The organism is Pseudomonas sp. BF-R-26 (assembly GCF_019947395.1).
GTDB classification, from domain to species: Bacteria; Pseudomonadota; Gammaproteobacteria; order Pseudomonadales; family Pseudomonadaceae; genus Aquipseudomonas; species Aquipseudomonas farris.
Genome location: NZ_JAGYGK010000007.1, coordinates 1 through 24,412 on the forward strand (window position 1 = coordinate 1; position 24,412 = coordinate 24,412).

The following is a 24,412-nucleotide window of genomic DNA, read 5'->3' on the forward strand; positions in this document are numbered from 1 at the left end:
CCCCTTATAGAGCCTTGCTGGAATCAAGCAAATTGCGGAAGCCAAAGCGCGACCGCTGCGGATCGAAAGACAATCGCCTGCTCATCGTCCGAACAACAACCGCTTTTGCCGCCAGGCCGGTGCGCGGGTGGGGAAAAGCACTTCGGTCGGCCGGAAGCGGGCTATGCCGTAGGCGGCGGCAATACGCTGGCGTTGCTGGCCCCGGACAAGCGCTTGCTGAAAACTGCTTTCGCGCTGCGGCAGCCCCAGCACATAGCCCACGCCCGCCTGGAAATCGCCTCCATGGGCCTGCCACCAGGCGGCGATCAACTGCGGGTCGGGCCAGGGCAGATTCTCATCGGGGTCCATGGCGACATTGGAATCCTCAGGGTCGTCGTTCGGGCCGGCATCGAAATCCGGCAGATCCTGCAATTCCAGGTCGAGCAACGCCAGGTCAGCGCCAGTAATCAGGCTGAAGGCTTCGCCTGCGACGCGGGCATGGGGCAGGTCGCTCATCTGCTGGATCAGCCAGGGCACACTGACCGGATCGCCCAGCAGCCCAACAGCCTGGATGCCGACGCGCTGCTGCTCAGGGTTCTGTATCAACTGGCGTATCCAGGCGATGCTGTTCTCACGCCTTTGCCAGGCCAGCAATACACACAGCGCGCGATACTGGAACTCGCCCGGTTGCTCGGCGAACTGGCGCAGCGGCTCCAGCGCTTGCTCGTCGCCCATCTGTGCGATGGCCCAATTGACCCAGAAGCGGGTGGCGGTGTCCGTGTGTTGACGGTGGGCGCGAATTGCCGGCATCAGGTCACGACGGCGCAACTCACCGGCAGTGCGGGCGGCACGAGCCAGTACGCTTGGGTCGGTGTGGGAAAGTCCGGCAAGCAGGGCAGGGCCAGGGTCGTGGCGGTGCACGCCGCAGGCGGCCAGGCCGAGGCTGTGGAACAGGGGGTCAGGGGAGGCGAGCATGCGGTCGATCCAGGGCGATACCCACTCCCAGTCGAGCCAACCCAAGGCCATCAGGTAGCCACGTTCCGCTTCCTCAGCACTGCGTAAATGCTGGCTGAGCCGTGACAACACCTGCGCGTTACCCGCCTCGAAGGCCAGTACCGCACTGGCGAACATCTCGCCGATGGCGTGTGGGCTGAGTTGGGTCAGGAGGGTTTCCAGGCCGGTGGTGCCGGCGATTCGAAGGCCGTCGAGGTGGGCGTCGATGCGGTTGTCGAGGTTGCTGAGGTCGTCCAGATCGTAATGCGGCGCGCGCTGGGCATAGTCGCGCAGGACTGCGAGGAAGCCGGCTTCCTCGGCGTGTTGGTCGATGATGATGGGTAGGGATATCAAACTGAGCCTGCCTGGGCCGATATCACGGGGTCACCTCGGTCCAACTCTGACCCTCCTCGGTCCAGACTACGTTCTTCGGTCCGCAGGACCAGAGAACACCATTTACCGTCGAGGCGGAATAGACCGGAATCACAGGCGAAATAGAGCTCGCCGTTGAACCACTCCATACCCCAGAGGTCTTCGCTGGTTGCGTCCTGTCCAACGGCTTCCCACTGCGAACCATCTCCACGCAGCAACGTGCCCATCTGCCCGCATATAAACACTAAATCTTCGCGAACGACCTTGACCCGCAGGTCCATGTGTCGCACTACGTTCTCGCCTTCGAACTTCACATCCATCGACCAGGAGGTGAAGTACACCTTGCCCTTGATCTTACTGGTGATCACGCCCTTCTTCGGCGCACAGCCGGCCTCGTCGCCATAGCTGGTCTTAACGTAACTTCTGTTTTTAAGCATTACTTCGACCTCGTTGGCCATCACGCAGCCCTCACAGTCTGGTAACTGAGCATCGCGGCGGCGCGTTCGCCGGCGTCGTTGCCGAGGTGACAGAAGATATTCGGGCCTTCGCCGTAGCCCCTGCGGCTGGCGGCCAGGGCCACGGCGAGCATCGCCGGGCCGATGGCGGCGCCGACTTCGCCGATGCAGTCGGCTGGGTGCCAGAGGTGGAAGAATTCCTTGCGCACCCGCAGGCTGCGGCTCAGGGCCAGGGAGGCTTCCTTGAAGTAGTACTGTTCGCCGGAGATGTCGGTGAGCCGATAATCCATTTGCTCCAACCCACAGCCGACTTCGCTCAGGGCTGCGCGTACAGCTTGAGTCAGGCCTTCGGCGCGCAGGGGAATGTCTTCGGCCTCCACGGTGGCCTTCTCCACGCCGAATCCCAGGCCGATGCAGGCCAATTGCGGCTCTTCGCTGGCAAAAGGGGCGGCCAGCACCACGGCGGCGGCGCCTTCGCCGGGGATAAATCCGTTGGAGTTCTGGCTGGTGAGCAGGCGCTCGCGTTCTTCGAAAGCGGCCAGCGTCGGTCCGTTCAGGAAGGAGTCGACGCCGGCAATCAGCACGTGGCGATGGCCGCCCTGATAGATCAGCGTACGCGCATTCAGCAGGGCCACGGCAGCGCTGACCCGTCCACGGGCGATGACATTGGAACTGGGATGAAAGCGCAGACCGAGCTCGGCTTCGATGGCGTGCAGCAGCCCCTTATCGAGACCGTCGAGGCGGCCGGGGCGCTCGACTTCCGCGACCCCCAGCAGCAGCGGGGTCTTTTCCGGGTCGACGTTGGGGGTGCTTTGCAGCGCCTCGGCGACGGCGCGGGCGGCCATCGTGATCAGCTTGGTGCGGCCGCGCCAGGGCTGCTCCAAAGGCACGCTGGCGGCAATCAGCCATTCGCCACCTTGGTCGATAAAGCGGGTTTCCTGGAAATTGTCGATGGCGCAGCGAATCGCCGCGCAGCTCGCGGGGGCGCTGAGGCCGACAGCGCTGACCATGCCGGAGCCGATGATGCAAAGTGCGGTCATCAGTCCGTCTCCTCGGGGGCGTGCTTGGCTTTTACCAGGGAGGAGAGCGACGGGTAGTAATCCTTGCCCAGTTCGCGGGCGCGCCACCAGCCCGTGGACATAGTGCCGACCAGCACCTGAGCGACCTCGAACATGTTGCGTCGTAGCGGACGGGAGACACGCCAGGTCAGCTGCATCTGGAGCGCGTCTGTGTCGATCAGCAGGGTGTCGATCACCGCCTGCACAGTCTCATGACCGCCTTTTTTCAGAAAGAAGGTCACCGGCACGTCTATTTCGGGGATGCGAAAGCCCGCGCGCTCCTGGGGTGTGAGGTTGAGCAATAGCACATCCTCGCCGCCACGCAGGTAAGGAATCTGCTGATCGTCAGGGGCAGCCTGAAAGTAGCGATTGTCGAAATCCTGCGGCAGAAACGGAAAGCAGTTGGCCAACCAGGCATCGTCGTAAGTACCGGCGAAGCGAGCGCGTTGCGGCCAGCCGCGGCCGATGGGACCAAGGGCCATCGGGCGAAAGTCGCCAGAGGGGCTGTTGATCGCCTTGCCCAATTCCTCGGTGTTCGGCATCGGCATGCCGACAATGTCAGCACTACCCATGCTACGAGGGAACCAGCCACAGCCGGTCGGATTGTCCAGGTAGCAGTGACGCATTTCGGAGTCTTTCGCCATCGGATGGCTGCCGCCAAAAGCCTGTGCATAGGAGATGTCCTGCTCGGTAAAAGGCTGCGCCAAGCCGGGAGAAACGCCCAATAGCCCCGGTTGCCATTGTCGGGGGCCGAGGACGGAAAAGGCTTTGCTCATCTGACCGACGCGAATGCCCGCGGCCAGCTGCGTCACGGGCCGCCCGTCTGGGGCATAGGCCTTGCCGCGGACCAGCACATCGCAGAACGGCTTGACCGGAGCGAAGTCCATTTCCTGCAGCGGGGCGCTGAGGCCCGGTTCGCCAAGGAAGGTGTCAGCCATCAGCAGCGGTTGCTGGGTATCAGCGAGGGTCGCCGCGCGGCCGTCCAGCGGTAGATTGAAAGTGCCTTTGGCTACCACCACCACGGATTCGCGGCCATCAGGCTCCATGCCCTGGGTATAGGCAGCAAGCAGTTTGCTGGCGTTGAGCAGTTCCATATGCCGAATACCTGTCTAGTTGATCTGCACCGAACCACCCTTGATGCGGTTGACCCCGCTGGAGCGGCTGGACAGGTAGGCGCCCTGGATGATCACTTTGCCCGCGCGGGTCAGGGTGATGCTGGCCTTGCCGCAACGCAGCACGATCTCGCGTTCGGCGCGCAGTTCCAGGCGCTGGTCGTCCAGTTGCACGCTGGCAACCGGTGCGGGCGCCATGGCCTGGCCCAGCAGGCGGCCGATCACCAACGGGCGGGACGGGTCGCCATCTTCGAACATCAGCGCCACTTGGGTGCCGATGTCTGCAGGGGCGAGCAGGGTGGTGGTGCGGGCGGCGATGCTCTGTTCCTCGGGGCAGCCGGGGTAGGTCACCAAGGGCGCACTGGCCTGTGGCAGGTCGAGCAGGACACCGATGACCACGCCATCGATGCGGGCCTGGGCGGGTAGTGAGTATTGAACCGTCATACGCGTTACTCCTAGTTTTGCAGGATCTTGCGTCCCTTGATCACCACGTTCTTGTTGGCCTTGATGTTGATCGCACCAGAGCCGTCTATGGTGATGTCCTTGCCGCGGATGCTGATGGTGCCGTCCTTCTTCATGACGATGCTGGCTTTGCCGGTCGTGATGGTCACCGAGTCACCGGCATTGATGACAAGATCCTTGCCCACCGTCAGCGCATCGTCCTTGTCTATATCGGTCGTGCGTCCTGCACCGACCTTGCGCGATTCGTTTACTTTTACCGTAGTTGAAAGATTGGCTCCGACGTCCACCGAGCGGTTGGCGCCCACATTGGTCGACTGGTAGAGGCCCACGTTGACGTTTTGGTAGGCCCCGACATTCACCGTTTGAAAGGCACCGATGACAACTTCCTGCGCGGCGCCGATGGCGATCGTCTCGTTGATACCTACCGCATGAGTGCGCTGCAGGGCCACGGTCGCGGTTTCGCTGGCGCCGACGCTGATCGTGCGGTTGCTGCCTATGCTGATGGTCTCGTTGCTCCCGACGCTTTCCGTACGGTTGACGCCGATGCTGATGTCCTCGTTGTTGCCCACGCTTTCGGTACGGTTGACGCCGATGGTGATGGTCTCGTTGTTATCGACGGTCTCGGTGCGGTCGTGTTTGACGTGCACGGTTTCGTCGTTGTCGATGGTCTTGCTGCGGTCGTGGCCGACCCAGTGGGTCTCGTCGCTCTCGACCTCGATGTCCTGGTTCTTCTCGGCATGGATAAACAGTTGCTCTGCGCCTTTCTTGTCCTCCATACGGATTTCATTGAAGTTGGCCGGTGAGCCGTCCTTGCTCGAACGACTTTTCACCCCGCTCTGGGTGGCATTGGCTGGCAGCGTGTAGGGCACAGTCTGTTCGGCGTTGTAGACGCGGCCGGTGATGATCGGCCGATCCGGATCGCCCTCGAGGAAACTGACGATCACTTCCTGACCGATCCGCGGGAGCTGCACTGCCCCCCAGTTCTTGCCGGCCCAGGCCTGGGACACGCGAATCCAGCAGGAGCTGTTTTCGTTGGACTGGTCATGGCGATCCCAGTGGAAATGCACTTTGACCCGGCCATACTGGTCGGTCCAGATCTCCTCGCCACTGGGGCCGACCACCACGGCGGTCTGTGGCCCGCGAACAATGGGCATGGGGGTCAGGGGGAGGGGGCGGAAGGTCTGGTTGGCATCCATACAGTCCAGCTCGCTGACGAACTGTTCGGCCAGGTCCAACTGCCCGCTTTCATAAGCGTCCTGACGGATCTGATAGCGGGCGACCACCACCAGGTATTCGCGGTTCTGGTCCGCACGGTCGTAGCCAGTCAGCGCGAACAAATGGCCGCAGCCCAGCCCGCGGGCGCGGCCGCGCAGCTGCACACGCTCGAACTGGCTGTGAATGGCTTCGATGCGGGTACGCGCGTAGTGCTCGCCATCGTTGCTCTGTACGTATTCACCGGGATAGTCGTAGAGCGGGTGGTCGCCGTTGCTGTGGCTGCGCGACACACTGGAGCGCACTTCAAGGTTGGCGCGGGGGCGCTGGAAGTCGTAGTCGTTTAGCTCCAGCGAACCGGGCTGGACTTCCCGCGCCAGTTGCCAATCGTAGAAATGATCGCGCTCGCGCATTTGCCGATCGGGCGGGTAGAAGGGCACCGAGGCATAGTCGGCCACCGTGGAGTGGGCGCCATAGGCGTCGGCCAACACCAGTACATGACGCGCCTGCTCATGGCGGAAGTAGTAATAGATGCCTTCCTGCTCCATCAACCGGCTGACGAAGTCGAAGCTGGTTTCGCGGTACTGCACGCAATATTCCCACTCGCGGTAGCTGCCGCTCAGGCTGTCTTCGAAATCGGAGAAACCGAGGTCGCGGAACACCTGCTTGATGATGTCCGGCACCGTTTTTTTCTGGAAAATCCGGCAGTCCGAGGTGCGCGTGAGCAGCCAGAACCAGGGCCGTAGGCTGACGCGGTAGCCGGCGAACTGACCGTGGCCGGTCACTTGCCGGCAGCTGCAGGCAATGCCGTGGAAATAGCGTTTACCGCCGTCGTGTAGCTCCAGGGTCAGGCCCATCGGCTTGCCCAGCAACTGGTCGAACGTGATCGCCCGGTCTTCGGAGGTGAGGTCCAATTCGTAGTGGAACAACCGCCCTAGCTCTTCGCTGCCTTCCATGCCCTGCAGCACCAGGACTTCGCCGCCGAGTGGGCTGTCGACCTGCACCAAGCGGTTGTTTTGCGTGATTGCCATAAAAAAACGGCTTCCTCTGGCCGGCACTCAGTCAGAGCGAACGTACGACTAAAACCGCTTCCTGCGGATTAACCTTCTGTCCAGAGCCACACTTTGGCGTCATCTCTAACAATTCAACTGAAGTGTTAGCGCTGTTCAATGCTTGTCAAGAAACTCTCCGACCAGTGGAGCAAAGAGCGGGCGTTTCAAGATGGGCGACCGGAGGTCACCATTTAGCTTCTTTGGTTATAGGATTTATTCTAAACAGCGAATACAGCCGCAAAAACCTCGACGACACCTAACCATTTAAGGGGGGCTATACTCAGTTGCACTGATTGGCATATCCGAGCCGTTATTGAGCAATATCGTACAAGGAGTTCTGATGCCGTTGCGTTTGACAATCACCAACTATCACGAGCTCACGCGCGGCCAACCCGCGGAGTTCGAGCTTGATTGCGGTGAACTGAAAATCGGCCGCAGCCCCAAGAATGACTGGATACTTCCAGACCCGAAGCGCCTGGTATCCGGCCAGCATTGCGTCATTGAGCTGCGTGACGGCACCTACTACCTGACCGACACCAGCACCAATGGCGTGCAGTTGGTGAACGCCGGCGTGCACACGCACCGCGGCAACAGCGAACCCTTACGGGACGGCGAACTGCTGCGCGTGGGCGAGTACGACATTTTGGTGCAGATCAACGATGCTCCACAGATCATCAACGCGGCGCCTGGGATGAGTGATCCCTTTGCCGGCTTCGATGCGCCGATGGAGCGTCAGGCGCCTGACGAGATTCCCGACGCGCCCCCGGCCGTGGCCGATCACATTCCGGCCGAGCACCATGATTTTCCCCCACCGGAGCCACTGCCTCCGAGCACGCCCCCGGCCAGCGAAACCGGCGCAACGCCGGCGATTCTGGGGGACTGGGACCCCTTCGCCGAGCTGGGCATAGGCCCGGCGCCTGTAGCGCCGCCCACCCCGCAAGCACAGCCGCAACCATTGCCAGCGCCACCGGAGAATATGGCCTGCAGTACACCAGCCCCGACCGCCCAGTTGGCGGCCGTTTCGACGCCAGCGTCCGCAAATGGGAGCTGCGATGAGGTGCTGGAAGCCTTTCTCAGGGGCGCCGGGCTCGACCAGTTGCGTATCGATAGAGACGAAACCTGCGCTCAGATGGAGGCCATCGGCCGTAGCTACCGTCATATGGTGGAAGGGTTGATCGAGGTGCTACGCGCCCGTGCCAGCCTCAAGGGTGAGTTCCGCATGGCCCAAACCATGATCCGCCCGGTGGAGAACAACCCCCTCAAATTCGCCCCCAATGTCGATGAGGTGCTGCTGTTGTTGCTGCGCGCCGACAATCAAGCCTTCATGCCGGCCGACCAGGCCATCGAGGAAAGCTTCGACGACCTCAAAGCGCATCAATTGGCCGTTATGGCCGGCGTACAAGCCTCGATCAAACATCTGCTCAAGCGATTTCAACCGGCGGTATTGGAAGCGCGCTTGAGTAAGCCTTCGGGTATTGGCGCTTTGCTACCAGGTGCACGCCAAGCGCATTACTGGGAGTTGTTCACGGAACTTTATGCATGCATTTCCAGAGAGGCCGAAGATGATTTAGAGGACTTGTTCGGGCGCGAATTCAGTCGTGCTTATGAAGAACAAAGTGCGAAGCTGCGCAAAGGTTAAGTGCTATTAAATAGTTGATAAATCTTGTTGGGTTGCCGGTAGTTCCAAATTGGAAATAATAAATGTCATTGAGGACGACGACATGTCAAAGCTACTGATGTTCGCAAAACAGGGTACTTGCCGCTTATGAAGATCCCATTTATTTCAACGCCTTCGGCTTCGGGGCACTTAGAAGGGTTGCCAATCAGAACTCTGATTGGTAGCGTCCTGTGTTCGAGAAGTTGCTCATAGTGAACTTGGGCGCATGAATGAACAGGGAGTATCCATGGAATCGGAACTGGAGATTTGCGATCGGCATCTGTACGTACTTGAACTTGCAGGTGGAAAATTTTATGTCGGCCAAGCCAAAGATCCAGATCGACGAATCAGAAAACACTTTAATGGATCAGGCTCTCAGTGGACACGTATGCACCGTCCTGTGCGAGAGGTCTCGCGCGAACTGCTGGCAGGCGTGGATTATCGAGCGGGTGAAATTGCAGAAAACACCCTGGTGGTTCAACTCATGCGCCTGCATGGCTACCAGAATGTCCGAGGTGGATTTTTCACAAGTATCAGCGCCGAAATGGTTGTCAAAGGACTAATCAGTCATGGCTACGAAGAAGCCTTCCAGCTTCTCGACACTTCTGTCGAGAAGCTGGAAGGCTTGTCGATGGGCGTGGTTGACCTTGTAAACCCGGTGATACCGTCAGAACACTCGGTATTTGTGCTTCGCTTGGAAGGAGAGAAATTTTTTGTGGGCTACAGCACGAACCCAACGACACGTATCGCTCGGCATTTTGCAGGCAAAGCATCGGACTGGACTGCCTTTTACAAACCAGCAGAGGTGTTGTTTACGCGATCATTGGGCTCTATCACGACGTCCGCCGCAGCAGCAAAAACTGCCGAAGCCACGGTCGCTTTGATGCGCTTGGCCGGTTGGAAAAATGTTAGGGGAGGGCCGTGGAATCGCATGGACAACGCCGAAATCGCGAAACTACTCAACGCTCATGGCTATCACGATGTTCCGGCTGAGCGTCCTTGCTAGGTAAGTCCTTGGTGGCAGGTCATGCTTGTTTGCAACTTCTGGGTTAGCAAATTCAGAACAGCGAATCCTCCTTGAGCAACGAAGAACTCATCGAACTCAGATCGCATCTGCAATCCGGGTCAGAAGAAACCATTGCCCTTGGCGGCCATTCATTCCGCCTTTCCGTTGGTAGTTTATTTTTCGGCAGTGGCAAGAACCCCTCAAAATATTACCTGGAAATGACACGTTGGAGATTATCGCCGTCATTGACCAAGCATTGCGCTGATGATGAGAGACCAGGGCTGAGCTCCAACACCTCGACGATGTAGTCTTGGTTTTCACCCACGAGCCATTAGGTGGAAGGCGTTTTTGGCGCGAAAAATCGCAATTCAGGAGGTCGCAGGGCATCTGTTGTCGCCTTTCACAAATCCGCGCTCCTGCCTCAACCCCTTGATTCACCTCACGAAATTTAACCTTGATATAAAACTGCGTTTTTTTGCGAACAAATAAACGCAGCTTCAGGTTATGACCCCCTAATAATTCAATAAGTTACAATCCTGCGTTTTTTTGGACAAGTGGTATTTTGGGGATCAGGAGGTAAGCGTAAAATGGAGCTATAGAAGTCCCCAAAGGACGTAGAATCATGATTCACGTTGGCGGATTCGTTAAAACGAAGCGAGACACGGCGGTGCAGAGACATGTGTGATATATGCCTCGATGTCTTCTAGATTCCAGTCTATGAGTGAGGTGCCGTTTGAAAAGCTCCAATTAAGCATCTGCATCAACGCGCTGGTTTCCATTGTGTATAGGTCAGATGCCGTATCAGGAGTCCAAGCATGAGCTACCCAGCGTAGATAACGGTCGCAATACCACAGATTGATGAAAGGCTTGGAAGCTTGATCAACCGCACTGAGCCGCTGGCGCACATGGTCGTTCTCAGGAAATTTGTAGTCTTGGTTTGGCCACCAATGGTCGTAGGGAGCGAACATAGGGAAAGGGGCAAATGGCGGCACAATCCAGATTCTCCCAGACTAAAATGCAGTATGAGCTCACGGTCTTTCTATAGGTTTAGCAGATGATTAAAGGGCATGACGTGCGGCCGAGATGCAGATGATCAGGGAGCGGGGTTTTGTGATCGGACAGCGCGTACGCCAGATGAAGTGAACGCTGCAAACTCATGAATTCTACGGCAACTGGGTTTCGTGAAAAAACGAGCGTAGGTTTGTGATAACCGACATCTGTAAAAGTTCCAGCATGACATATTATTTAACATAATATACATTACACGTAACAGTGTGTTTCGAGATTAGCCCGGTTGCACGCAAATTTTGAAGCCCTCAATTCACCCAAACCCCTCATCCTGCGTCAGCTTTCCAATCAGCTCCGAATGCTCGGGAAACTGCTCTCTGAGCTTCTGTCGACTGCCCATCTCCATATCTGCAAAATCAAACCCTGGTGAAACCGCTTCACTGATCAAACCGTATTCCGCTAAACCATTCATAAGCTGCGAAGCTTTCCAGACGCCACCAGGTACATGCAGCTGCAAACATTGCCCGGCGATAACGTCGCTGCCCATCACCACAGTTTTCAACGTGCCGTCTGGAAAAATCAGGCTGTACTGAATCGGGTTTCCCAAATGGTAGTAATGAACGATGTCCGATTGATTCAGGTGGAAATGACCGATCGGCGAATCCTTGGTCAGCAAGTAATAAATTGAAGTCATCAAGTGACGTTGACCACCATTGATCTCGACCATAGCGTGGTGATCAGATTGAAAGGTTCTTCGGTAGAAACCGCCTTCCATGTGAGGCTCCAGAGCCAATGCGGCGATTACTGCTACAGCGCCGGGAATATGAATATCGAGCTCACGATTGGTCATGTGGATTGCCCTCCTTAAAAATACTTAAACTATTATATAAATCGTATCGATAGATTATAACTATGCTAAATGGTTGTTTAGTCGTTTTAACTCAAAGCGTTTAAAAGCGTGAGCAAACGCAATTCGTCAGCTTGACTCTATCGCTACCCCTGCCCTCGCAACACCGCAATATCCCGCTTGGGAGGTATGCCAAACAGACGGCTGTATTCGCGGCTGAACTGGGACGGGCTTTCATATCCGACCTTGTAAGCTGCGCTGGATACGTCCTGGTGTTCATTGAGCATCAATCGCCTTGCCTCGTTCAGTCGCAGCCATTTTTGGTACTGCAATGGGCTCATTGTGGTGAGTTGGCGGAAATGGTGGTGAAAGGTCGGAGTGCTCATCTGCACTCGGGCCGCAAGTTCATCGACGCGAAGCGCTGAGGTGTAATTCAACTTCAGCCAATCGATGGCTTTGGCGATCCGATAACCTTGGCCATCGACAGAAGTTATTTGTCGAAGGCGGCTCGCCTGATCACTTTGCAAGAGACGGTAGTGAATCTCGCGCTGGATCAAGGGGGCGAGAACAGGAATGGACTCCGGCTCATCGAGCAGTGCCAATAAGCGCTCGAATGACGCCAGCATTGCAGGGGTTACTGAACCAATTCCTACCCCCTTCGCAACTGATCGATCACGGGTTGGCGGCAGGTCACTTTGTGCTATCAGCTCAGCCAGCATGCGCAGATCGAGCTTCAAAGTCAGTCCCAGGCATGGCTGTTCCGGGCTTGCCACCAGCACTTCTGAATTGGCAGGCAAGTCCAATGAGGTGATCAGAAATCGCGACGTGTCATACGGGTAGCCTTCACCGCCTACCCAGAGCTGTTTCTCACCCCGGGCGACGAGGATGATGCTTGGCTCGACCATGCAGACGACGGGCGGCGATGGATGTTCGCGCCTGAAGAAGCCTAGGCCCGTAATGGGCGTTCCGTAATCACCTGGTTTCGGAATCTGCGCGCCGATGATCTGCGCAAGCGTTTCTTGCGGCGATGTCTGTTGAGGCGCGGTGTCGTGTTTGATCGTCATGTTCGTCTTGTACCTCTTCGCTGAACTCTAACTCGCCAGTTCACGACCGTCCAAAAAAAAACAGAGACTCATAGAATCAGGCAAGTAATCCAGCGGAATGCACTACAGGGAGTATGGGCAGAGCCGGATAATGTTCATCCGACACACCCATTGAGGAATCTCCCATGACGTCAAGTATCGCTTCGTGATCGACAACGCCATGTGGGCTGATTAAGCACTTGGGTCAAAACACTCCAGCAAACTCCAACTCAATCGAAAGGACTATCCGGTGAAAGGAATTTTTCTTGCCCTGGGGCTTCTCGTTACCTCTTTTTCTTCAATGGGAGCCGATATGTCAAACGGCGCGGACAACTTCAATAAAAGCGAGAAAGTGACCGTTGAAAAGGTCACCTTCAAAAATCAATACGGTATGAAGGTGGCGGGCAACCTGTTCACCCCGAAAGACCTCGCCCCCAAATCCAGGAACGCCGCCATCATCGTCGGCCATCCAATGGGGGCGGTGAAGGAGCAGAGTGCGAACTTGTACGCCACCAAAATGGCCGAACAAGGATTTGTCACACTGTCCCTGGATTTGTCCTTCTGGGGCGAGAGCGAGGGCACGCCTCGCCAGGCCGTCTCGCCTGATATTTATGCAGAAGACTTCAGTGCCGCCGTGGACTTTCTCGGCACTCACCCAATTGTCGATCCTGAGCGAATCGGCGTCCTCGGCATCTGCGGCAGTGGCAGCTTCGCTATCAGTGCGGCCAAGATTGATCCGCGCATGAAGGCCATCGCCACCGTCAGCATGTACGACATGGGTGCGGCCAACCGTAACGGTCTCAAACACGCAGTGACTGCGGAACAACGCCAGCAGATCATTCGCGACGCCACCGAACAGCGCTATGCCGAGTTCCAGGGTGGCGAAATCCGCTACACCGGCGGCACGCCGCTCAAACTGACCAGCAATGCCGTGGGTGACGAGTTCTACGATTTCTATCGCACCCACCGAGGCGAAGTCACTCCGGCGGGCGCATCGCCGCAGACAACCACCATGCCGATGCTGACCAGCAACGTGAAGTTCATGAACTTCTATCCGTTCAATGACATCGAGACTATCTCCCCTCGCCCGCTGCTGTTCATTGCCGGCGCCCAGGCACACTCACGCGAGTTCAGTGAGGACGCCTACAAGCGGGCCGCCGAGCCTAAAGAGTTGCTCATTATTCCAGTTGCCGGACACGTGGATCTTTACGACCGGGTCAACCTCATTCCATTCGCCAAGTTGACCACGTTCTTCAAAAACAACCTGAAGTAGCCTGATCGGTGTTGCGATTGGTGGCTTCTGGTCATTGTTGGACGTGACGATCACCGTGCGCTGTCGATGATTTGGCCACCGTCCGGCGTCAGGCTGTAACCCGTCAGGAATTGTGCATCCTTGCTGGCGAGGAATAGCACGACCGGCGCAATGTCCTCTTCGGGTGATCCGTAACGGCCAAGTACGTTAGTGGGTGCTGGCGCATTCGTTGTGGCGCGGCCAATACCGCGACCGGCTCCGGTGACGATGGCTACTTTCCCATTGAGTCGAGTCATATAAGTCTCCTTTATTTAAGAGGGGTTTGGATGACCGCCGTCAGCGGTGGGTAAGGCGACAGAAGATCACGAACAGCGTTTTGTGTCATGAAGGAGGCAACCAAGAGGATGAGTCCTACGATTGCCGGGATAGAGCCTTTGGGCTTGCGAACACCGAGGTGTGCTAAAGCGGAGAGCAGCAGGTGATAAAACATGCCGGCATAGGCAAGATCACTGAGCGCCACGTTAAAGCGCCACAGAATCGCGGCAGGACCAAGGACCTTGACCACGATCATGAAAGGCACCAGGTGGGAGGCTGAATAGCCCAACTCCGCCTGTGCATTTCGAACATAGTCGCCCTTGGCGATGTACATGGAGGCAGAAGCGAAATAGAGCAGCGACAGCAGTGCCGTGCTGATCCAATAAACATAGTTTTCGATCATGAGGTTTTTCCCAAGCAAGCGTTAATGCGTCGACTCAAGTCAAAGATGTCGCCTAATATGAAAAGCTACAAGTAGGATGAAAAAGTGGTGCTTAGTATGGAAAACCAGACTAATGGTGACGATCAGATCAACATGCACGAGGAAATGCGCCGTGCATTTGCGCTGCTTTCAGGCAAGTGGAAGCTGGAAATCATGTGGTTGTTGAACCAGCGAATCTATCGTTTCGGAGAACTGCGCAAGGCGATTAGCGGCATCACCCAGCACATGCTGACGGCACAACTTCGTGAGCTCGAAAACGATGGGCTGGTGTCGCGAACAGTCTTCGCGCAAGTGCCCCCACGTGTCGAATATGAAATGACGGCAAAGGCCCGTGCGCTCGGGCCGACGATGGAGGCACTCGCGTTATGGTGGCGCGAGTATGGGAAAAGCGTGCCGGTGAAGCCAAACCCGCGCGGCCGTAAACCCAAGATCACTTAAGCATCGGGCGATGCTGCCACTTTGATTAGTGTCAGGGGTAGACCTTAATTGTTCTTGAGGAATGTTTTTCGAGCCTTGGCACTTCAATCAATGGGCTGTTTTGCCATGGAGATCGCGGGAAGCTCCTTCGAGGGTTTTCCATAGACTGCGCATCGTAGGGTTCTCATTGGTGATGGAGCAGTAGGAGCGTATCTCCAGTCGCGTACTCCATTCATCACCACCTGCTTTTACCAACTGACCTCGCTGAAGCTCGTCAATGACAGCGCTTTGTGGCAACCATGCCACGCCATACCCTTCTATCGCCATTCGCATCAAAAGCATCGCCATGTCTGCCTCATAGCACCGTTCCAGCACACTCACACTTGGGCCATTTTTGATGACTATGTCGGCAACGCGACCTAGAAAAGTTGTGGCCGTATAAGCGAGGTGAGGCACAGCTTTAGCTGAGGTGCCGGGCAAGCGATACAGCGGTTGCCCCTTCTTGTCAGGGGCACACAACGGAATAAAGGCGTCATGTCCCAACGTCAGGCATCCGAACTTTTCCGGGTCTAGAAGAATGGGGGCCAGAGGATGGTGGTAGACGATCATCAGATCGCAACTCCCCTCCTCCAGGGCTATGACGGCGTCATGAATGTTCGCGGCAACGACTCGGGCGTTGAACTGCTCATTGTGCTGCTGAAATTGGGTTAGCCATTTGGGTAGAAACGTCATTGAAAGGCTGTGGCCAGCAGTCACCTGGATGGATCGCCCGGGCATTCGCTCAACCTCGCGCAGGGCTGAGCGCAGTCTCAATAACCCTGCTAATGCCTCGCGGCCTTCTTCACAAAAACTTCGCCCCGCAGGTGTGAGCTGAACGGGATAAGTACCGCGATCTACCAACTCCGCGCCTACCCATTCCTCAAGTGACCGTATGCGACGCGACAGAGCCGACTGGGTCACGCAGCGAACCTCCGCAGCCCGAGAAAAGTTCTTCCACTCGGAAATCGCTAAAAGATCATCCAACCATTTGATTTGCATAACGGCACCTCAAGCCCCGAACGCGAAGTGTACTGCGCCGCAGTCAGGACAAAGCACAAGTTTCGAAAACTATTCCAAAAGCGCATGAGGCTATCGGAATTACTCATCAAGACCTTTCAATCCCACCCCTAGAATCGAAAACGTTGAAGCGATGCCATAGAGCTTCGCCCCAATGACACTTGTCTCCTGCCAAGTAAAAAAAGCAAAAAAACCACTTGAGGAAAGCTCCGTGAAGAAAAATAAACTTCCGCGTCGGATCGCAATTGGCATCGCCTTGGGCGTGCTTGTCGGTTGGGCGTGCCACCATTTCGCAGGGAGCGAACAAAGCGCCAAAGAGATCGCGTCTTACTTCTCGATGGTCACCGACATTTTTTTACGCATGATCAAGATGATCATCGCTCCGCTGGTATTCGCTACGTTGGTCGGTGGCATTGCCAGCATGGGGAACTCCCGCTCGGTTGGGCGCATTGGCCTAAGAGCCATGGTCTGGTTCGTCACCGCTTCGGTGATCTCGCTGGCAATCGGCATGGGCCTGGTCAACCTGTTCCAACCCGGTGCGGGGCTGAACATGGAGGTCGTCCAGCATGCGGCAAGCCCCGTGGTGGTCAACACTGGGGATTTCAGCCTCAAGGTATTCATCAGTCACGTATTTCCCCGCAGCATTGCTGAAGCAATGGCCAACAACGAAATCCTGCAAATCGTGGTGTTCTCGTTGTTCTTCGGGTTTGCCTTGGCGGGTGTGAAACGAGCTGGTTACACGACGATTGTCGATAGCATCGAAGAGCTGGCCAAGGTGATGTTCAAGGTCACGGACTTCGTCATGGCCTTCGCGCCCATTGGGGTTTTCGCAGCCATCGCATCGGCTATCACCACGCAAGGCCTTGGCTTGATAGTCGATTACGGAAAACTGATTGCCGAGTTCTACTTGGGCATTGTGCTTCTGTGGTGCGTCTTGTTCGCTGCCGGCTATCTGTTCCTGGGTCGCTCAGTGTTTACCTTGGGCAAGCTGATCCGCGAACCTGTGCTGTTGGCATTCTCGACTGCCAGTAGCGAGTCCGCGTATCCGAAAACCATGGAGGCACTGGAGAAGTTTGGTGCGCCGAAGCGCGTATCCAGCTTCGTTCTACCGCTGGGTTACTCATTCAACCTTGATGGTTCAATGATGTATCAAGCGTTCGCCATCATGTTCATTGCTCAGGCCTACAACGTTGACTTGAGCTTCACACAGCAACTGCTCATCTTGCTGACGCTGATGATTACCAGCAAGGGAATGGCCGGTGTAGCCCGAGCATCGGTGGTTGTGGTGGCGGCTACGTTACCCATGTTCAATCTTCCCGAAGCCGGTATTTTGCTAATCCTTGGCATTGACCAATTCCTTGATATGGCCAGGACTGCCACCAACGTAGTTGGCAATAGCATCGCGACGGCTGTGGTTGCCAAATCAGAACCACATGAAGAAGTTGAAGAAGCGCCCGGCACGAAATCTCCGCTCCCGATTCATACTGTAGCCACCGCCTGAGAACCTGAACATGAAAGGTAAATCGAAGCCGTCCAGCGGGTCATCGTTTGCTCGCAAACTAGGTATCGTCGGCGGACTTGGCTCACTGGCCGGCGGCGATCTTTTCTACAAATTGGTGAAGTCCAGAGCTGTTTTGGAGGATCAAGGTCGCTATCACTTTCTGTTTGAGCAACACCCCTTCAAAGACGTCCTGATGCCCCTGGACCGGGGCGCTAACATGACCTCCAGGAAGTTCTACGTTTTTCAGGTTTGTCAGACATTCGAGGCAAGCGAAGTAAATGCCGTTTTACTACCTTGCTTTGCCAGTCACACCTTTCGGGAGGAAATTCAGGAGGAAATAGGCATACCCGTCCTGGATATGATGGCTGCGTTACGCAAGCATATTGATCACGTCGCTGAACGCGGCAGTACGTTGGGAATCATCGCGTCCGACTATGTTCGGCACTCCGGGCTGTTTGAGCGCTATTTCGGCAATGACTTCAAGCTCGTGTATCCAGATGATGACGAGCAGTCCGGGTTGATGGACGCGATGTATGGCGTTAATGGCATCAAAGACGGGTACCTCGACGGGGTGCCGCTAGAGTGTGTTTATCAGGCGTGCCTTTCGCTTCAGGATCAGGGAGCCACTCTCATATTGCCGGGTATGACTGAGTTCTCATTGATCTGTGGTGATCTGCAACGGCGAGGCATCACGGCTCTGGACATCAACGAGATTTATGCCGGTTTCGCGACGTCGCAAAGCGGCCAGTTGACTCGTCCGCCGTTCAAATTAGGAATAGTTGGCGGAGTTGGGCCGGCAGCAACAGTCGACTTCATGGGGAAGGTTGTTGCGCATACACCGGCAGGCCGAGATCAGGAGCACATTAAAATGGTGGTCGAACAAAACCCCCAGATTCCTGATCGCACAGCCAACCTGCTGTATGACGAAACCGATCCGACAATGGCGATGTATGCAACATGCAAACGTCTTGAAAGCGCTGGAGCCAATGCCATTGCGATTCCATGCAACACGGCTCACGCCTTCGTCGAGCGCATCCAGTCGCACCTGCGTGTACCCATAGTGAATATGTTGACTGAGACGGTGGAGGCTATCGCTCAGCGATACGGTGCTGGCAAAACCGTAGGGCTGCTAGCGACGTCCGGCACCATCAAAAGTCAGGTCTATCACGAGGCAGCCCGGCGAGCAGGACTGCACGTCATCACCCCTGGCGTGGATTACCAAGTGTTGGTCATGGAGTCGATTTATGGAGAACGTGGCGTTAAAGCGGGTTTCACTGGGGGTATTTGCAAAGACCAGCTTCTAACCGCCGCAGAGCACTTATGTGAGCTGGGCGCTGATGTGCTCATCCTGGGTTGTACAGAGCTGCCCCTGATGCTCGAACATAGCGAAGCTTACAAGATAAAAAAACATACGGTGGCGTTGATCGACCCGACAACTATTTTGGCATTGAAGTGCATTGAGCTTGCCCGTGAAAATACGGTCAAGCCTCACAGACACTAGCCCGTATCAGCTAAAAAAAAGGCCCTTCTCGGGCCTTTTTTGTACTCAAATCAAACTCACTTGGTAAGCCAGGACTCGACAGTGGCGGAGCCGAATTTAGATTTCCATTCCCTGAGTGTCTTCTGGTTGCCGCCCTTGGTCTCGACGACTTCGCCAGTGTTTGGATTTTTGTAGATCTTCACCTGGCGCGGCTTGCGTGTGCCGGATTTCGGCGCGGTTGCTGATGCGCGACGGCCAGTTTGTGGCTCAAGAAGATTGATCACGTCTTTCAGGCTATAGCCGTATTTGGCTAGCAAATCACGCAGCTTCTTTTCGAAATCAATTTCCTTTTGAAGGCCTGCATCACCTTTTAGTGCTTCGAGCGCCTGGAGCTGTTTAGCCAGATGTTTTTCGAGTTGACGGAACTCTGCTAGCTTGGACATGTAAACCTCATATGTGTTTTGTATGTATGTACATGTGACAGAGCCCGCTAAGAAAAAGTCCCCCTGCAATGACCGTTGATTGATCTAAATCAGATGATTGAACAGCAAATAAAGTCAGCTTGTTGTCTCAAGCCTCCTGCTTTGGAGTCATACCATGTCGGCCATTTCTTTTTGCTGTTCAGAACCCCAAAAGCCATCTTCGATGAGACTACCTGGCGATAAAACTGTTCGATGGGCACTTTCCGGACCTTGAGCATGACAATCAGGGCTATGGTCAATGTGTTGAGCAGATCAAGGGGTTTGCGATGGCCGACTCAAGCAAGAAAATGAGCCTCATGGGGCTCACCACATTGGTGACGGTGAACATGATGGGGTCGGGCATCATCATGTTGCCGACGAGCATGGCCCAACTCGGGGCCGTTTCGTTGCTTTCATGGGTCGTCACTGCCGTCGGTTCCATGGCCATCGCGTACTGTTTTTCCCAGTGTGGCATCTACTGTCTGCGCTCAGGCGGGTTGTCTGCCTATACCGAAGAGGCGCACGCCAAATCAGGCTTCTTCCTCTGTTCGTATCTGTATTTTCTCTCGCTGGGCATCGCCAACGTGGCCGTCGCCATCTCCGCGGTGGGCTACATGACATCGTTCGTGCCCTGGCTGGGCAGTGGCGCCATTCCTCTGTTCATCGGTACGGTTGGCCTGCTCTGGTTGACCACCGCGGCCAACTTCGGTGGCCCCGGTATCACCGGCAAGATCGGTGCGATTACCGTGTGGGGTGTGATCATCCCGGTGGCCGGCTTGAGTATCATCGGTTGGTTCTGGTTCAAGCCCGATGTGCTGATTGCCGCCTGGAATCCGAACAACCTGCCGATCTCCGACGCCATCAGCAAGGCGATTCCCCTGACCTTGTGGGCGTTCCTCGGTATGGAGTCGGCGGCGCAGGCCTCCGATGCGGTGGAAGATCCCAAGCGCACCGTACCGTTGGCCTGCCTGTTCGGCACGCTGGGTGCGGCAGTGGTCTATGTGCTGTCGACTACGGTCATTCAGGGCATCATACCCAATGCCGAACTGGCCAACTCTTCGGCCCCCTTCGCGCTCGTCTATGCACATATGTTCAACCCCACGGTCGGCAACATCGTCATGGCGCTGGCAGTGATGGCCTGTGTTGGTTCGCTGCTGGGCTGGCAGTTCACCCTGGCGCAAACGGCCAAAATGACCGCTGACCAAGGGATGTTTCCGAAATTGTTCAGCAAGGTCAGCGCACAGGATGCGCCCATTGTCGGCATGCTCGTCTGCGGCGTCTTGCAGACCTTGATGGCACTGTCGACCATCTCGCCCAATGCCAGCGCCCAGTTCGGAAAGCTCGTCAGCCTGGCGGCCGTGACCAACCTGATCCCATACGTGACAGCCGCCACCGGCCTGCTGGTCATGATGTACAAAGCCAAAGTCAGCGCAGGGGTCTACACCCGCAACACGACGCTATTACTGATCGCCGTGGCCTATTCGTTGTACGCCCTTTATGCCTGCGGCAAGGATGCCGTATTCGGTGGCCTCATTGTCCTTACATTCGGCTACCTGCTCTATGGCTTCCTCTCCAAGCGTTTTGTCGATGCGTCTCCAACCGCTCAGACCAGGGCCGGCAATCCTTAGCTGTAATCTTCAGGACAGCACAGACATCCGAATGCGGGGCGCCAGGATATGAACGTACAACTGACCAAAGCCACTAACTTGCTGTTCGTCTGCCTGCTCACAATGGTGCCGGTACTGGCCGGTGCCAATACCCTTGAACGCGTGCGGGCGAGCAATGCCTTCACCCTCGGTTACCTGCCGGACTTCGCACCGTTTAGCGTCCAGAAAGGCGACAAAGCCAGCGGTTATGCGATCGAGCTTTGTCTGAAGGTCTCCGACAAAATCAAGACCGAGCTGGGTTTGCCCGCGTTGCAGGTACGTTACCGCCCCGTCTCCATCAACGACGAGATGAGTGCCGTGAGCTCGGGCGAGATCGACATCCTCTGTACGCCGACGCCACCCACATTGGCGCGACGCAAGCATGTGAGTTTCTCGGTACCGATCTACACGGCCGGCCTTTCGGCAGTGGTGCGCCAGGAAGCACCTGAGGCGTTGCTCAATGTACTAAACGGCAAAGTAGCCCATACCGGACCGACCTGGCGTGCGACCGTCAACCATGGGCTGTCCAACCAAACCTATGCCGCCACCGCGGGCGGAATCACCGAGGCATGGATCCGTCAGCAGATGCGATTACTCGGTGTGGTGGCCACCCTGGTCACGGTCGAGAACACTGAAGCAGGCCTCAAACTGGTCGCCGAAGGCAAAGCCGATGCCTTCTTCGCCGAGCGCATGATGCTGAAGAATCTCCTCGCCAATAACCATTCCGCAGGAAATCTGGTCTTGCTGGATCGAGTTTTTGAGTACTCGCCGACTGCAATGGCGGTGGATCGAGACGATGAAGATTTCCGTTTGCTGGTGGACACCGCACTGAGTGAAATGTATCGATCGGGCGAGATCGAGCAGGCATACGGCACCTACCTGGAAGGCATTACCGACACGGACAAAAAGCTGTTCAAGGTCTATGCGATACCTTAGAGGCAAGTCTAAAAAGTACAACGACAAAAAAGCCCGGCTTGCCGACGGTAGCGTCTCGAAGATCGCTATCGCCGGCAGGCCGGGCTCCTAAAGCAAAATGCCGCTTAAATGTTTCGCATCAACAGCACTTCGGTCCCGCCTTGCTGCCGTAACGAGCCTCCTGACGTTCGCGAAAGAACACCTCGTAGCTCATCAACGGTTTGTCCGGGTGTTTGGTTTGCATATGCTCAACGTAATTGTCGTAGTCAGGCATGCCAACCATCAAGCGCGCGGCCTGACCGAGGTATTTGCCGAGGCGACTCAGGTCATTGAACATGGGCACCCTCCTCCATCAAGCATCCGGCAGAGCCTGGAACGGCGCTTCTTTATCCGTACGTTCTTTAGTGCCCCAGGCGGCAATGCCAACCTTGAGTGCAAAGAACAGGATGCTGAACACCACGAGCAAAAACAGCGCCGTCAGCGTTGCGTTGGTGTAGGCGTTGTAGATCACATGCTGCATCTGTTCGATGCTCTTGGCCGGCGCCAAAACCTGCCCGTTGGCCAACGCATCGCTGTACTTCTTCGCCAGCGCCAGGAAGCCGATCGCCGGGTTGGCGTCGAACAGCTTGATGAAGCCTGCGGTGGTGGTGCAGATCAACAACCACACCGCTGGCAGCATGGTCACCCAGACGTAGCGTTGGCGTTTCATTTTGATCAGCACGACGGTCGCCAGCATCAGCGCGATACCAGCCAGCATCTGGTTGGAGATACCGAACAGCGGCCACAAGGTGTTGATGCCACCCAGCGGGTCGATCACGCCTTGGTACAGCAGGTAACCCCACATCGCCACGCAACCGGCCGTTGCGATCAGGTTGGCAGTCCAGGACTCGGTGCGTTTCAGCGCCGGCACGAACGAGCCGAGCAAGTCCTGCAGCATGAAACGCCCCGCACGGGTACCGGCGTCGACGGCAGTCAGGATGAACAGCGCTTCGAACAGGATTGCGAAGTGGTACCAGAACGCCATGGTGTTTTCACCCGGCAGAAGGTGGTGCAGGATCTGCGCGATACCGACCGCCAGGGTCGGCGCACCACCGGCACGGGCCAGGATGGTGGTTTCACCGATGTCCTTGGCCACCGCTTGCAGCGCTTCCGGGGTAATTGCAAAACCCCAGCTGCTGACGGTCTGAGCCACCGAAACAGCATCGGAGCCTACAAGGGCTGCGGGGCTGTTCATGGCGAAGTACACGCCAGGCTCGATTACCGAAGCGGCAACCATGGCCATGATGGCGACGAAGGATTCCATCAGCATGCCGCCGTAACCGATGTAACGGGCATGGCCTTCACTGGCGAGCAGCTTCGGCGTGGTGCCGGAAGCAATCAGTGCGTGGAAGCCGGACACCGCGCCACAGGCAATGGTGATGAACAGGAACGGGAACAACCCACCCTTCCATACCGGCCCGGTGCCGTCGATGAACTGAGTCAATGCCGGCATTTTCAGGTCGGGCATGGTGATCAAAATGCCGATCGCCAGCGCAACGATGGTGCCGATTTTGAGGAAGGTCGACAGGTAGTCACGCGGCGCCAGGATCAGCCATACCGGCAGAACCGCCGCGACAAAACCGTAGCCGATCAGCATCCAGGTGATCTGGATTCCGGTGAAGGTAAAGGCTTTGGCCCAGACCGGGTCAGCGGCAATCTGCCCGCCCAGCCAGATCGAACCCAGCAGCAACGCCACGCCGATCACCGAAATTTCACCGATGCGACCCGGGCGGATGTAGCGCATGTAAATGCCCATGAACATCGCGATCGGGATGGTCGCCATCACCGTGAAAATGCCCCAAGGGCTTTCGGCCAGGGCCTTGACCACGATCAGCGCCAGCACCGCGAGGATGATGATCATGATCAGGAAGCAGCCGAACAGCGCGATGGTCCCGGGGATGCGGCCCATTTCTTCACGGACCATGTCGCCCAGGGAGCGGCCGTTGCGGCGGGTGGACATGAACAGGACCATGAAGTCCTGCACCGCACCGGCCAGCACCACCCCGGCAATCAGCCACAGCGTACCGGGCAGGTAGCCCATCTGCGCCGCCAATACCGGACCGACCAGCGGCCCCGCGCCAGCGATGGCTGCGAAGTGGTGACCAAAGAGTACGTGTTTGTTGGTCGGCACGTAGTCCAGACCATCATTGTTGAGTACGGCGGGAGTGGCTCGATTGGGATCGAGTTGCATCACCTTGGTGGCGATGAACAGGCTGTAATAGCGGTATGCGACGAGATAAATAGCGACTGCTGCGACTACGATCCAGAGGGCGTTGATGGCTTCGCCGCGGCGCAGGGCCACGACACTTAGCGCAAACGCTCCCAGGACAGCCACGGCAAACCAGGCGAGGTGTTTAGCCAGACGGGGCATAGCGTGTCTCCTGCCGACAACCAGTGGCTGCGGCGGTAATTATTATAATTGTGTCCGCATTGCGGAGCGGACCCAATATCCGCCCATGCTGTCGACAAATAAATCCGCGTTACTACGTACGTGGCGTCTACGTAGTTCTACGTAGATACCGCTGATCTCTCAGTCGAAATGCAACACCTGTGGGAGCGGCTGTGGCGAGGGGGCTTGCCCCCGTTTGAGTGC

At 56.7% G+C, this 24,412-nt stretch carries 22 protein-coding genes and 1 pseudogene; 9 read left to right on the top strand and 14 right to left on the bottom strand.

Going from position 1 to position 24,412, the window contains the following annotated elements; genetic code table 11:
- Positions 1-81: 81 nt before the first annotated feature.
- The 6 genes and pseudogenes from KGB18_RS11435 to KGB18_RS11460 form a co-directional block, all read right to left on the bottom strand.
- Entirely contained in the window at positions 82-1,326 is a 1,245-nt protein-coding gene (locus KGB18_RS11435) for a TIGR02270 family protein (protein ID WP_223569918.1), read from the bottom strand.
- 290 nt (positions 1,327-1,616) lie between these two features.
- Positions 1,617-1,787 (bottom strand): annotated as a pseudogene (locus KGB18_RS11440) (PAAR-like domain-containing protein); the annotation flags it as partial.
- A gap of 14 nt (positions 1,788-1,801) precedes the next feature.
- The gene (locus KGB18_RS11445; RefSeq protein WP_223570062.1) at positions 1,802-2,842 is read right to left on the bottom strand and encodes a hypothetical protein; all 1,041 of its coding nucleotides are present in this window, start codon (positions 2,840-2,842) and stop codon (positions 1,802-1,804) included.
- Positions 2,839-3,951 carry a DUF2169 domain-containing protein gene (locus KGB18_RS11450; protein WP_223569919.1) on the bottom strand — a complete coding sequence of 371 codons (1,113 nt, stop codon included), beginning with the start codon at positions 3,949-3,951 and terminating at the stop codon, positions 2,839-2,841. Before KGB18_RS11450 ends, KGB18_RS11445 begins: the two co-directional genes overlap by 4 nt.
- Positions 3,952-3,966: 15 nt before the next feature.
- On the bottom strand, positions 3,967-4,413 hold the full coding sequence (locus tag KGB18_RS11455; RefSeq protein ID WP_223569920.1) for a DUF6484 domain-containing protein: 447 nt from the start codon (positions 4,411-4,413) through the stop codon (positions 3,967-3,969).
- Positions 4,414-4,424: 11 nt separating this feature from the next.
- Positions 4,425-6,674, bottom strand: a complete 2,250-nt coding sequence (locus KGB18_RS11460) for a type VI secretion system Vgr family protein (RefSeq protein ID WP_223569921.1) — start codon at positions 6,672-6,674, stop codon at positions 4,425-4,427.
- Positions 6,675-7,035: 361 nt separating this feature from the next.
- Here KGB18_RS11460 and tagH point away from each other — a divergent pair, with 361 nt between their 5' ends.
- The 3 genes from tagH to KGB18_RS11475 all read left to right on the top strand — a co-directional run bounded on the left by tagH (position 7,036) and on the right by KGB18_RS11475 (position 9,666).
- On the top strand, positions 7,036-8,334 hold the full coding sequence (gene tagH, locus KGB18_RS11465; protein ID WP_223569922.1) for a type VI secretion system-associated FHA domain protein TagH: 1,299 nt from the start codon (positions 7,036-7,038) through the stop codon (positions 8,332-8,334).
- A gap of 265 nt (positions 8,335-8,599) precedes the next feature.
- On the top strand, positions 8,600-9,358 hold the full coding sequence (locus KGB18_RS11470) for a GIY-YIG nuclease family protein (RefSeq protein ID WP_187326489.1): 759 nt from the start codon (positions 8,600-8,602) through the stop codon (positions 9,356-9,358).
- A 71-nt stretch (positions 9,359-9,429) separates the two neighbouring features.
- Positions 9,430-9,666, top strand: coding sequence for a hypothetical protein (locus tag KGB18_RS11475; RefSeq protein WP_148710217.1), 237 nt, complete (start codon positions 9,430-9,432; stop codon positions 9,664-9,666).
- A gap of 1,013 nt (positions 9,667-10,679) precedes the next feature.
- Here the strand turns inward: KGB18_RS11475 and KGB18_RS11480 are convergent.
- Both KGB18_RS11480 and KGB18_RS11485 read right to left on the bottom strand, forming a co-directional pair.
- On the bottom strand, positions 10,680-11,216 hold the full coding sequence (locus KGB18_RS11480; protein ID WP_223569923.1) for a cupin domain-containing protein: 537 nt from the start codon (positions 11,214-11,216) through the stop codon (positions 10,680-10,682).
- A 143-nt stretch (positions 11,217-11,359) separates the two neighbouring features.
- Complete coding sequence (locus KGB18_RS11485; RefSeq protein WP_123722713.1) at positions 11,360-12,277, bottom strand: AraC family transcriptional regulator; 918 nt, start codon at positions 12,275-12,277, stop codon at positions 11,360-11,362.
- 319 nt (positions 12,278-12,596) lie between these two features.
- On the opposite strand from KGB18_RS11485, the gene KGB18_RS11490 reads away from it, so the two are divergent.
- On the top strand, positions 12,597-13,568 hold the full coding sequence (locus KGB18_RS11490) for an alpha/beta hydrolase (RefSeq protein ID WP_263292393.1): 972 nt from the start codon (positions 12,597-12,599) through the stop codon (positions 13,566-13,568).
- Between the two features lie 50 nt (positions 13,569-13,618).
- On the opposite strand, the gene KGB18_RS11495 is transcribed toward KGB18_RS11490, so the two are convergent.
- Complete coding sequence (locus KGB18_RS11495; protein ID WP_223569925.1) at positions 13,619-13,843, bottom strand: SDR family oxidoreductase; 225 nt, start codon at positions 13,841-13,843, stop codon at positions 13,619-13,621.
- 11 nt (positions 13,844-13,854) lie between these two features.
- A complete protein-coding gene (locus KGB18_RS11500; protein WP_223569926.1) occupies positions 13,855-14,265 on the bottom strand; it encodes a DoxX family protein in 411 nt (136 codons plus the stop codon).
- Positions 14,266-14,361: 96 nt separating this feature from the next.
- Here KGB18_RS11500 and KGB18_RS11505 point away from each other — a divergent pair, with 96 nt between their 5' ends.
- Positions 14,362-14,742 (top strand): winged helix-turn-helix transcriptional regulator, encoded by a 381-nt coding sequence (locus KGB18_RS11505; protein ID WP_223569927.1) that lies wholly within the window; start codon positions 14,362-14,364, stop codon positions 14,740-14,742.
- 87 nt (positions 14,743-14,829) lie between these two features.
- Here the strand turns inward: KGB18_RS11505 and KGB18_RS11510 are convergent, their stop codons facing one another.
- Positions 14,830-15,759, bottom strand: a complete 930-nt coding sequence (locus tag KGB18_RS11510) for a LysR substrate-binding domain-containing protein (RefSeq protein WP_052963155.1) — start codon at positions 15,757-15,759, stop codon at positions 14,830-14,832.
- 229 nt (positions 15,760-15,988) lie between these two features.
- Here KGB18_RS11510 and KGB18_RS11515 point away from each other — a divergent pair, with 229 nt between their 5' ends.
- Together KGB18_RS11515 and KGB18_RS11520 are read left to right on the top strand one after the other, a co-directional pair.
- Positions 15,989-17,278 carry a dicarboxylate/amino acid:cation symporter gene (locus tag KGB18_RS11515; RefSeq protein WP_123722711.1) on the top strand — a complete coding sequence of 430 codons (1,290 nt, stop codon included), beginning with the start codon at positions 15,989-15,991 and terminating at the stop codon, positions 17,276-17,278.
- Between the two features lie 10 nt (positions 17,279-17,288).
- Positions 17,289-18,779 (top strand): amino acid racemase, encoded by a 1,491-nt coding sequence (locus KGB18_RS11520; RefSeq protein WP_123722710.1) that lies wholly within the window; start codon positions 17,289-17,291, stop codon positions 18,777-18,779.
- Positions 18,780-18,835: 56 nt separating this feature from the next.
- Here KGB18_RS11520 and KGB18_RS11525 read toward each other — a convergent pair whose 3' ends face one another.
- On the bottom strand, positions 18,836-19,201 hold the full coding sequence (locus KGB18_RS11525; RefSeq protein ID WP_095053989.1) for a histone-like nucleoid-structuring protein, MvaT/MvaU family: 366 nt from the start codon (positions 19,199-19,201) through the stop codon (positions 18,836-18,838).
- A gap of 305 nt (positions 19,202-19,506) precedes the next feature.
- On the opposite strand from KGB18_RS11525, the gene potE reads away from it, so the two are divergent.
- Both potE and KGB18_RS11535 read left to right on the top strand, forming a co-directional pair.
- On the top strand, positions 19,507-20,847 hold the full coding sequence (potE, locus tag KGB18_RS11530; RefSeq protein WP_223569928.1) for a putrescine-ornithine antiporter: 1,341 nt from the start codon (positions 19,507-19,509) through the stop codon (positions 20,845-20,847).
- 48 nt (positions 20,848-20,895) lie between these two features.
- Positions 20,896-21,801: an amino acid ABC transporter substrate-binding protein gene (locus tag KGB18_RS11535; RefSeq protein ID WP_223569929.1), complete on the top strand. Its 906-nt coding sequence runs from the start codon at positions 20,896-20,898 to the stop codon at positions 21,799-21,801.
- Between the two features lie 118 nt (positions 21,802-21,919).
- On the opposite strand, the gene KGB18_RS11540 is transcribed toward KGB18_RS11535, so the two are convergent.
- Both KGB18_RS11540 and KGB18_RS11545 read right to left on the bottom strand, forming a co-directional pair.
- Entirely contained in the window at positions 21,920-22,117 is a 198-nt protein-coding gene (locus KGB18_RS11540) for a YbdD/YjiX family protein (protein ID WP_052963150.1), read from the bottom strand.
- 15 nt (positions 22,118-22,132) lie between these two features.
- The gene (locus tag KGB18_RS11545) at positions 22,133-24,190 is read right to left on the bottom strand and encodes a carbon starvation CstA family protein (protein WP_123722707.1); all 2,058 of its coding nucleotides are present in this window, start codon (positions 24,188-24,190) and stop codon (positions 22,133-22,135) included.
- Positions 24,191-24,412 lie beyond the last annotated feature (222 nt).

Bases quoted from the DNA above. Each gene is read 5' to 3' on its own strand.
- KGB18_RS11450 (WP_223569919.1), bottom strand. From the start codon at position 3,951: ATGGAACTGCTCAACGCCAGCAAACTGCTTGCTGCCTATACCCAGGGC.
- KGB18_RS11455 (WP_223569920.1), bottom strand. From the start codon at position 4,413: ATGACGGTTCAATACTCACTACCCGCCCAGGCCCGCATCGATGGCGTG.
- KGB18_RS11460 (WP_223569921.1), bottom strand. From the start codon at position 6,674: ATGGCAATCACGCAAAACAACCGCTTGGTGCAGGTCGACAGCCCACTC.
- tagH (WP_223569922.1), top strand. From the start codon at position 7,036: ATGCCGTTGCGTTTGACAATCACCAACTATCACGAGCTCACGCGCGGC.
- KGB18_RS11470 (WP_187326489.1), top strand. From the start codon at position 8,600: ATGGAATCGGAACTGGAGATTTGCGATCGGCATCTGTACGTACTTGAA.
- KGB18_RS11480 (WP_223569923.1), bottom strand. From the start codon at position 11,216: ATGACCAATCGTGAGCTCGATATTCATATTCCCGGCGCTGTAGCAGTA.
- KGB18_RS11485 (WP_123722713.1), bottom strand. From the start codon at position 12,277: ATGACGATCAAACACGACACCGCGCCTCAACAGACATCGCCGCAAGAA.
- KGB18_RS11490 (WP_263292393.1), top strand. From the start codon at position 12,597: ATGGGAGCCGATATGTCAAACGGCGCGGACAACTTCAATAAAAGCGAG.
- KGB18_RS11495 (WP_223569925.1), bottom strand. From the start codon at position 13,843: ATGACTCGACTCAATGGGAAAGTAGCCATCGTCACCGGAGCCGGTCGC.
- KGB18_RS11500 (WP_223569926.1), bottom strand. From the start codon at position 14,265: ATGATCGAAAACTATGTTTATTGGATCAGCACGGCACTGCTGTCGCTG.
- KGB18_RS11505 (WP_223569927.1), top strand. From the start codon at position 14,362: ATGGAAAACCAGACTAATGGTGACGATCAGATCAACATGCACGAGGAA.
- KGB18_RS11510 (WP_052963155.1), bottom strand. From the start codon at position 15,759: ATGCAAATCAAATGGTTGGATGATCTTTTAGCGATTTCCGAGTGGAAG.
- KGB18_RS11520 (WP_123722710.1), top strand. From the start codon at position 17,289: ATGAAAGGTAAATCGAAGCCGTCCAGCGGGTCATCGTTTGCTCGCAAA.
- KGB18_RS11525 (WP_095053989.1), bottom strand. From the start codon at position 19,201: ATGTCCAAGCTAGCAGAGTTCCGTCAACTCGAAAAACATCTGGCTAAA.
- potE (WP_223569928.1), top strand. From the start codon at position 19,507: ATGGCCGACTCAAGCAAGAAAATGAGCCTCATGGGGCTCACCACATTG.
- KGB18_RS11535 (WP_223569929.1), top strand. From the start codon at position 20,896: ATGAACGTACAACTGACCAAAGCCACTAACTTGCTGTTCGTCTGCCTG.
- KGB18_RS11540 (WP_052963150.1), bottom strand. From the start codon at position 22,117: ATGTTCAATGACCTGAGTCGCCTCGGCAAATACCTCGGTCAGGCCGCG.
- KGB18_RS11545 (WP_123722707.1), bottom strand. From the start codon at position 24,190: ATGCCCCGTCTGGCTAAACACCTCGCCTGGTTTGCCGTGGCTGTCCTG.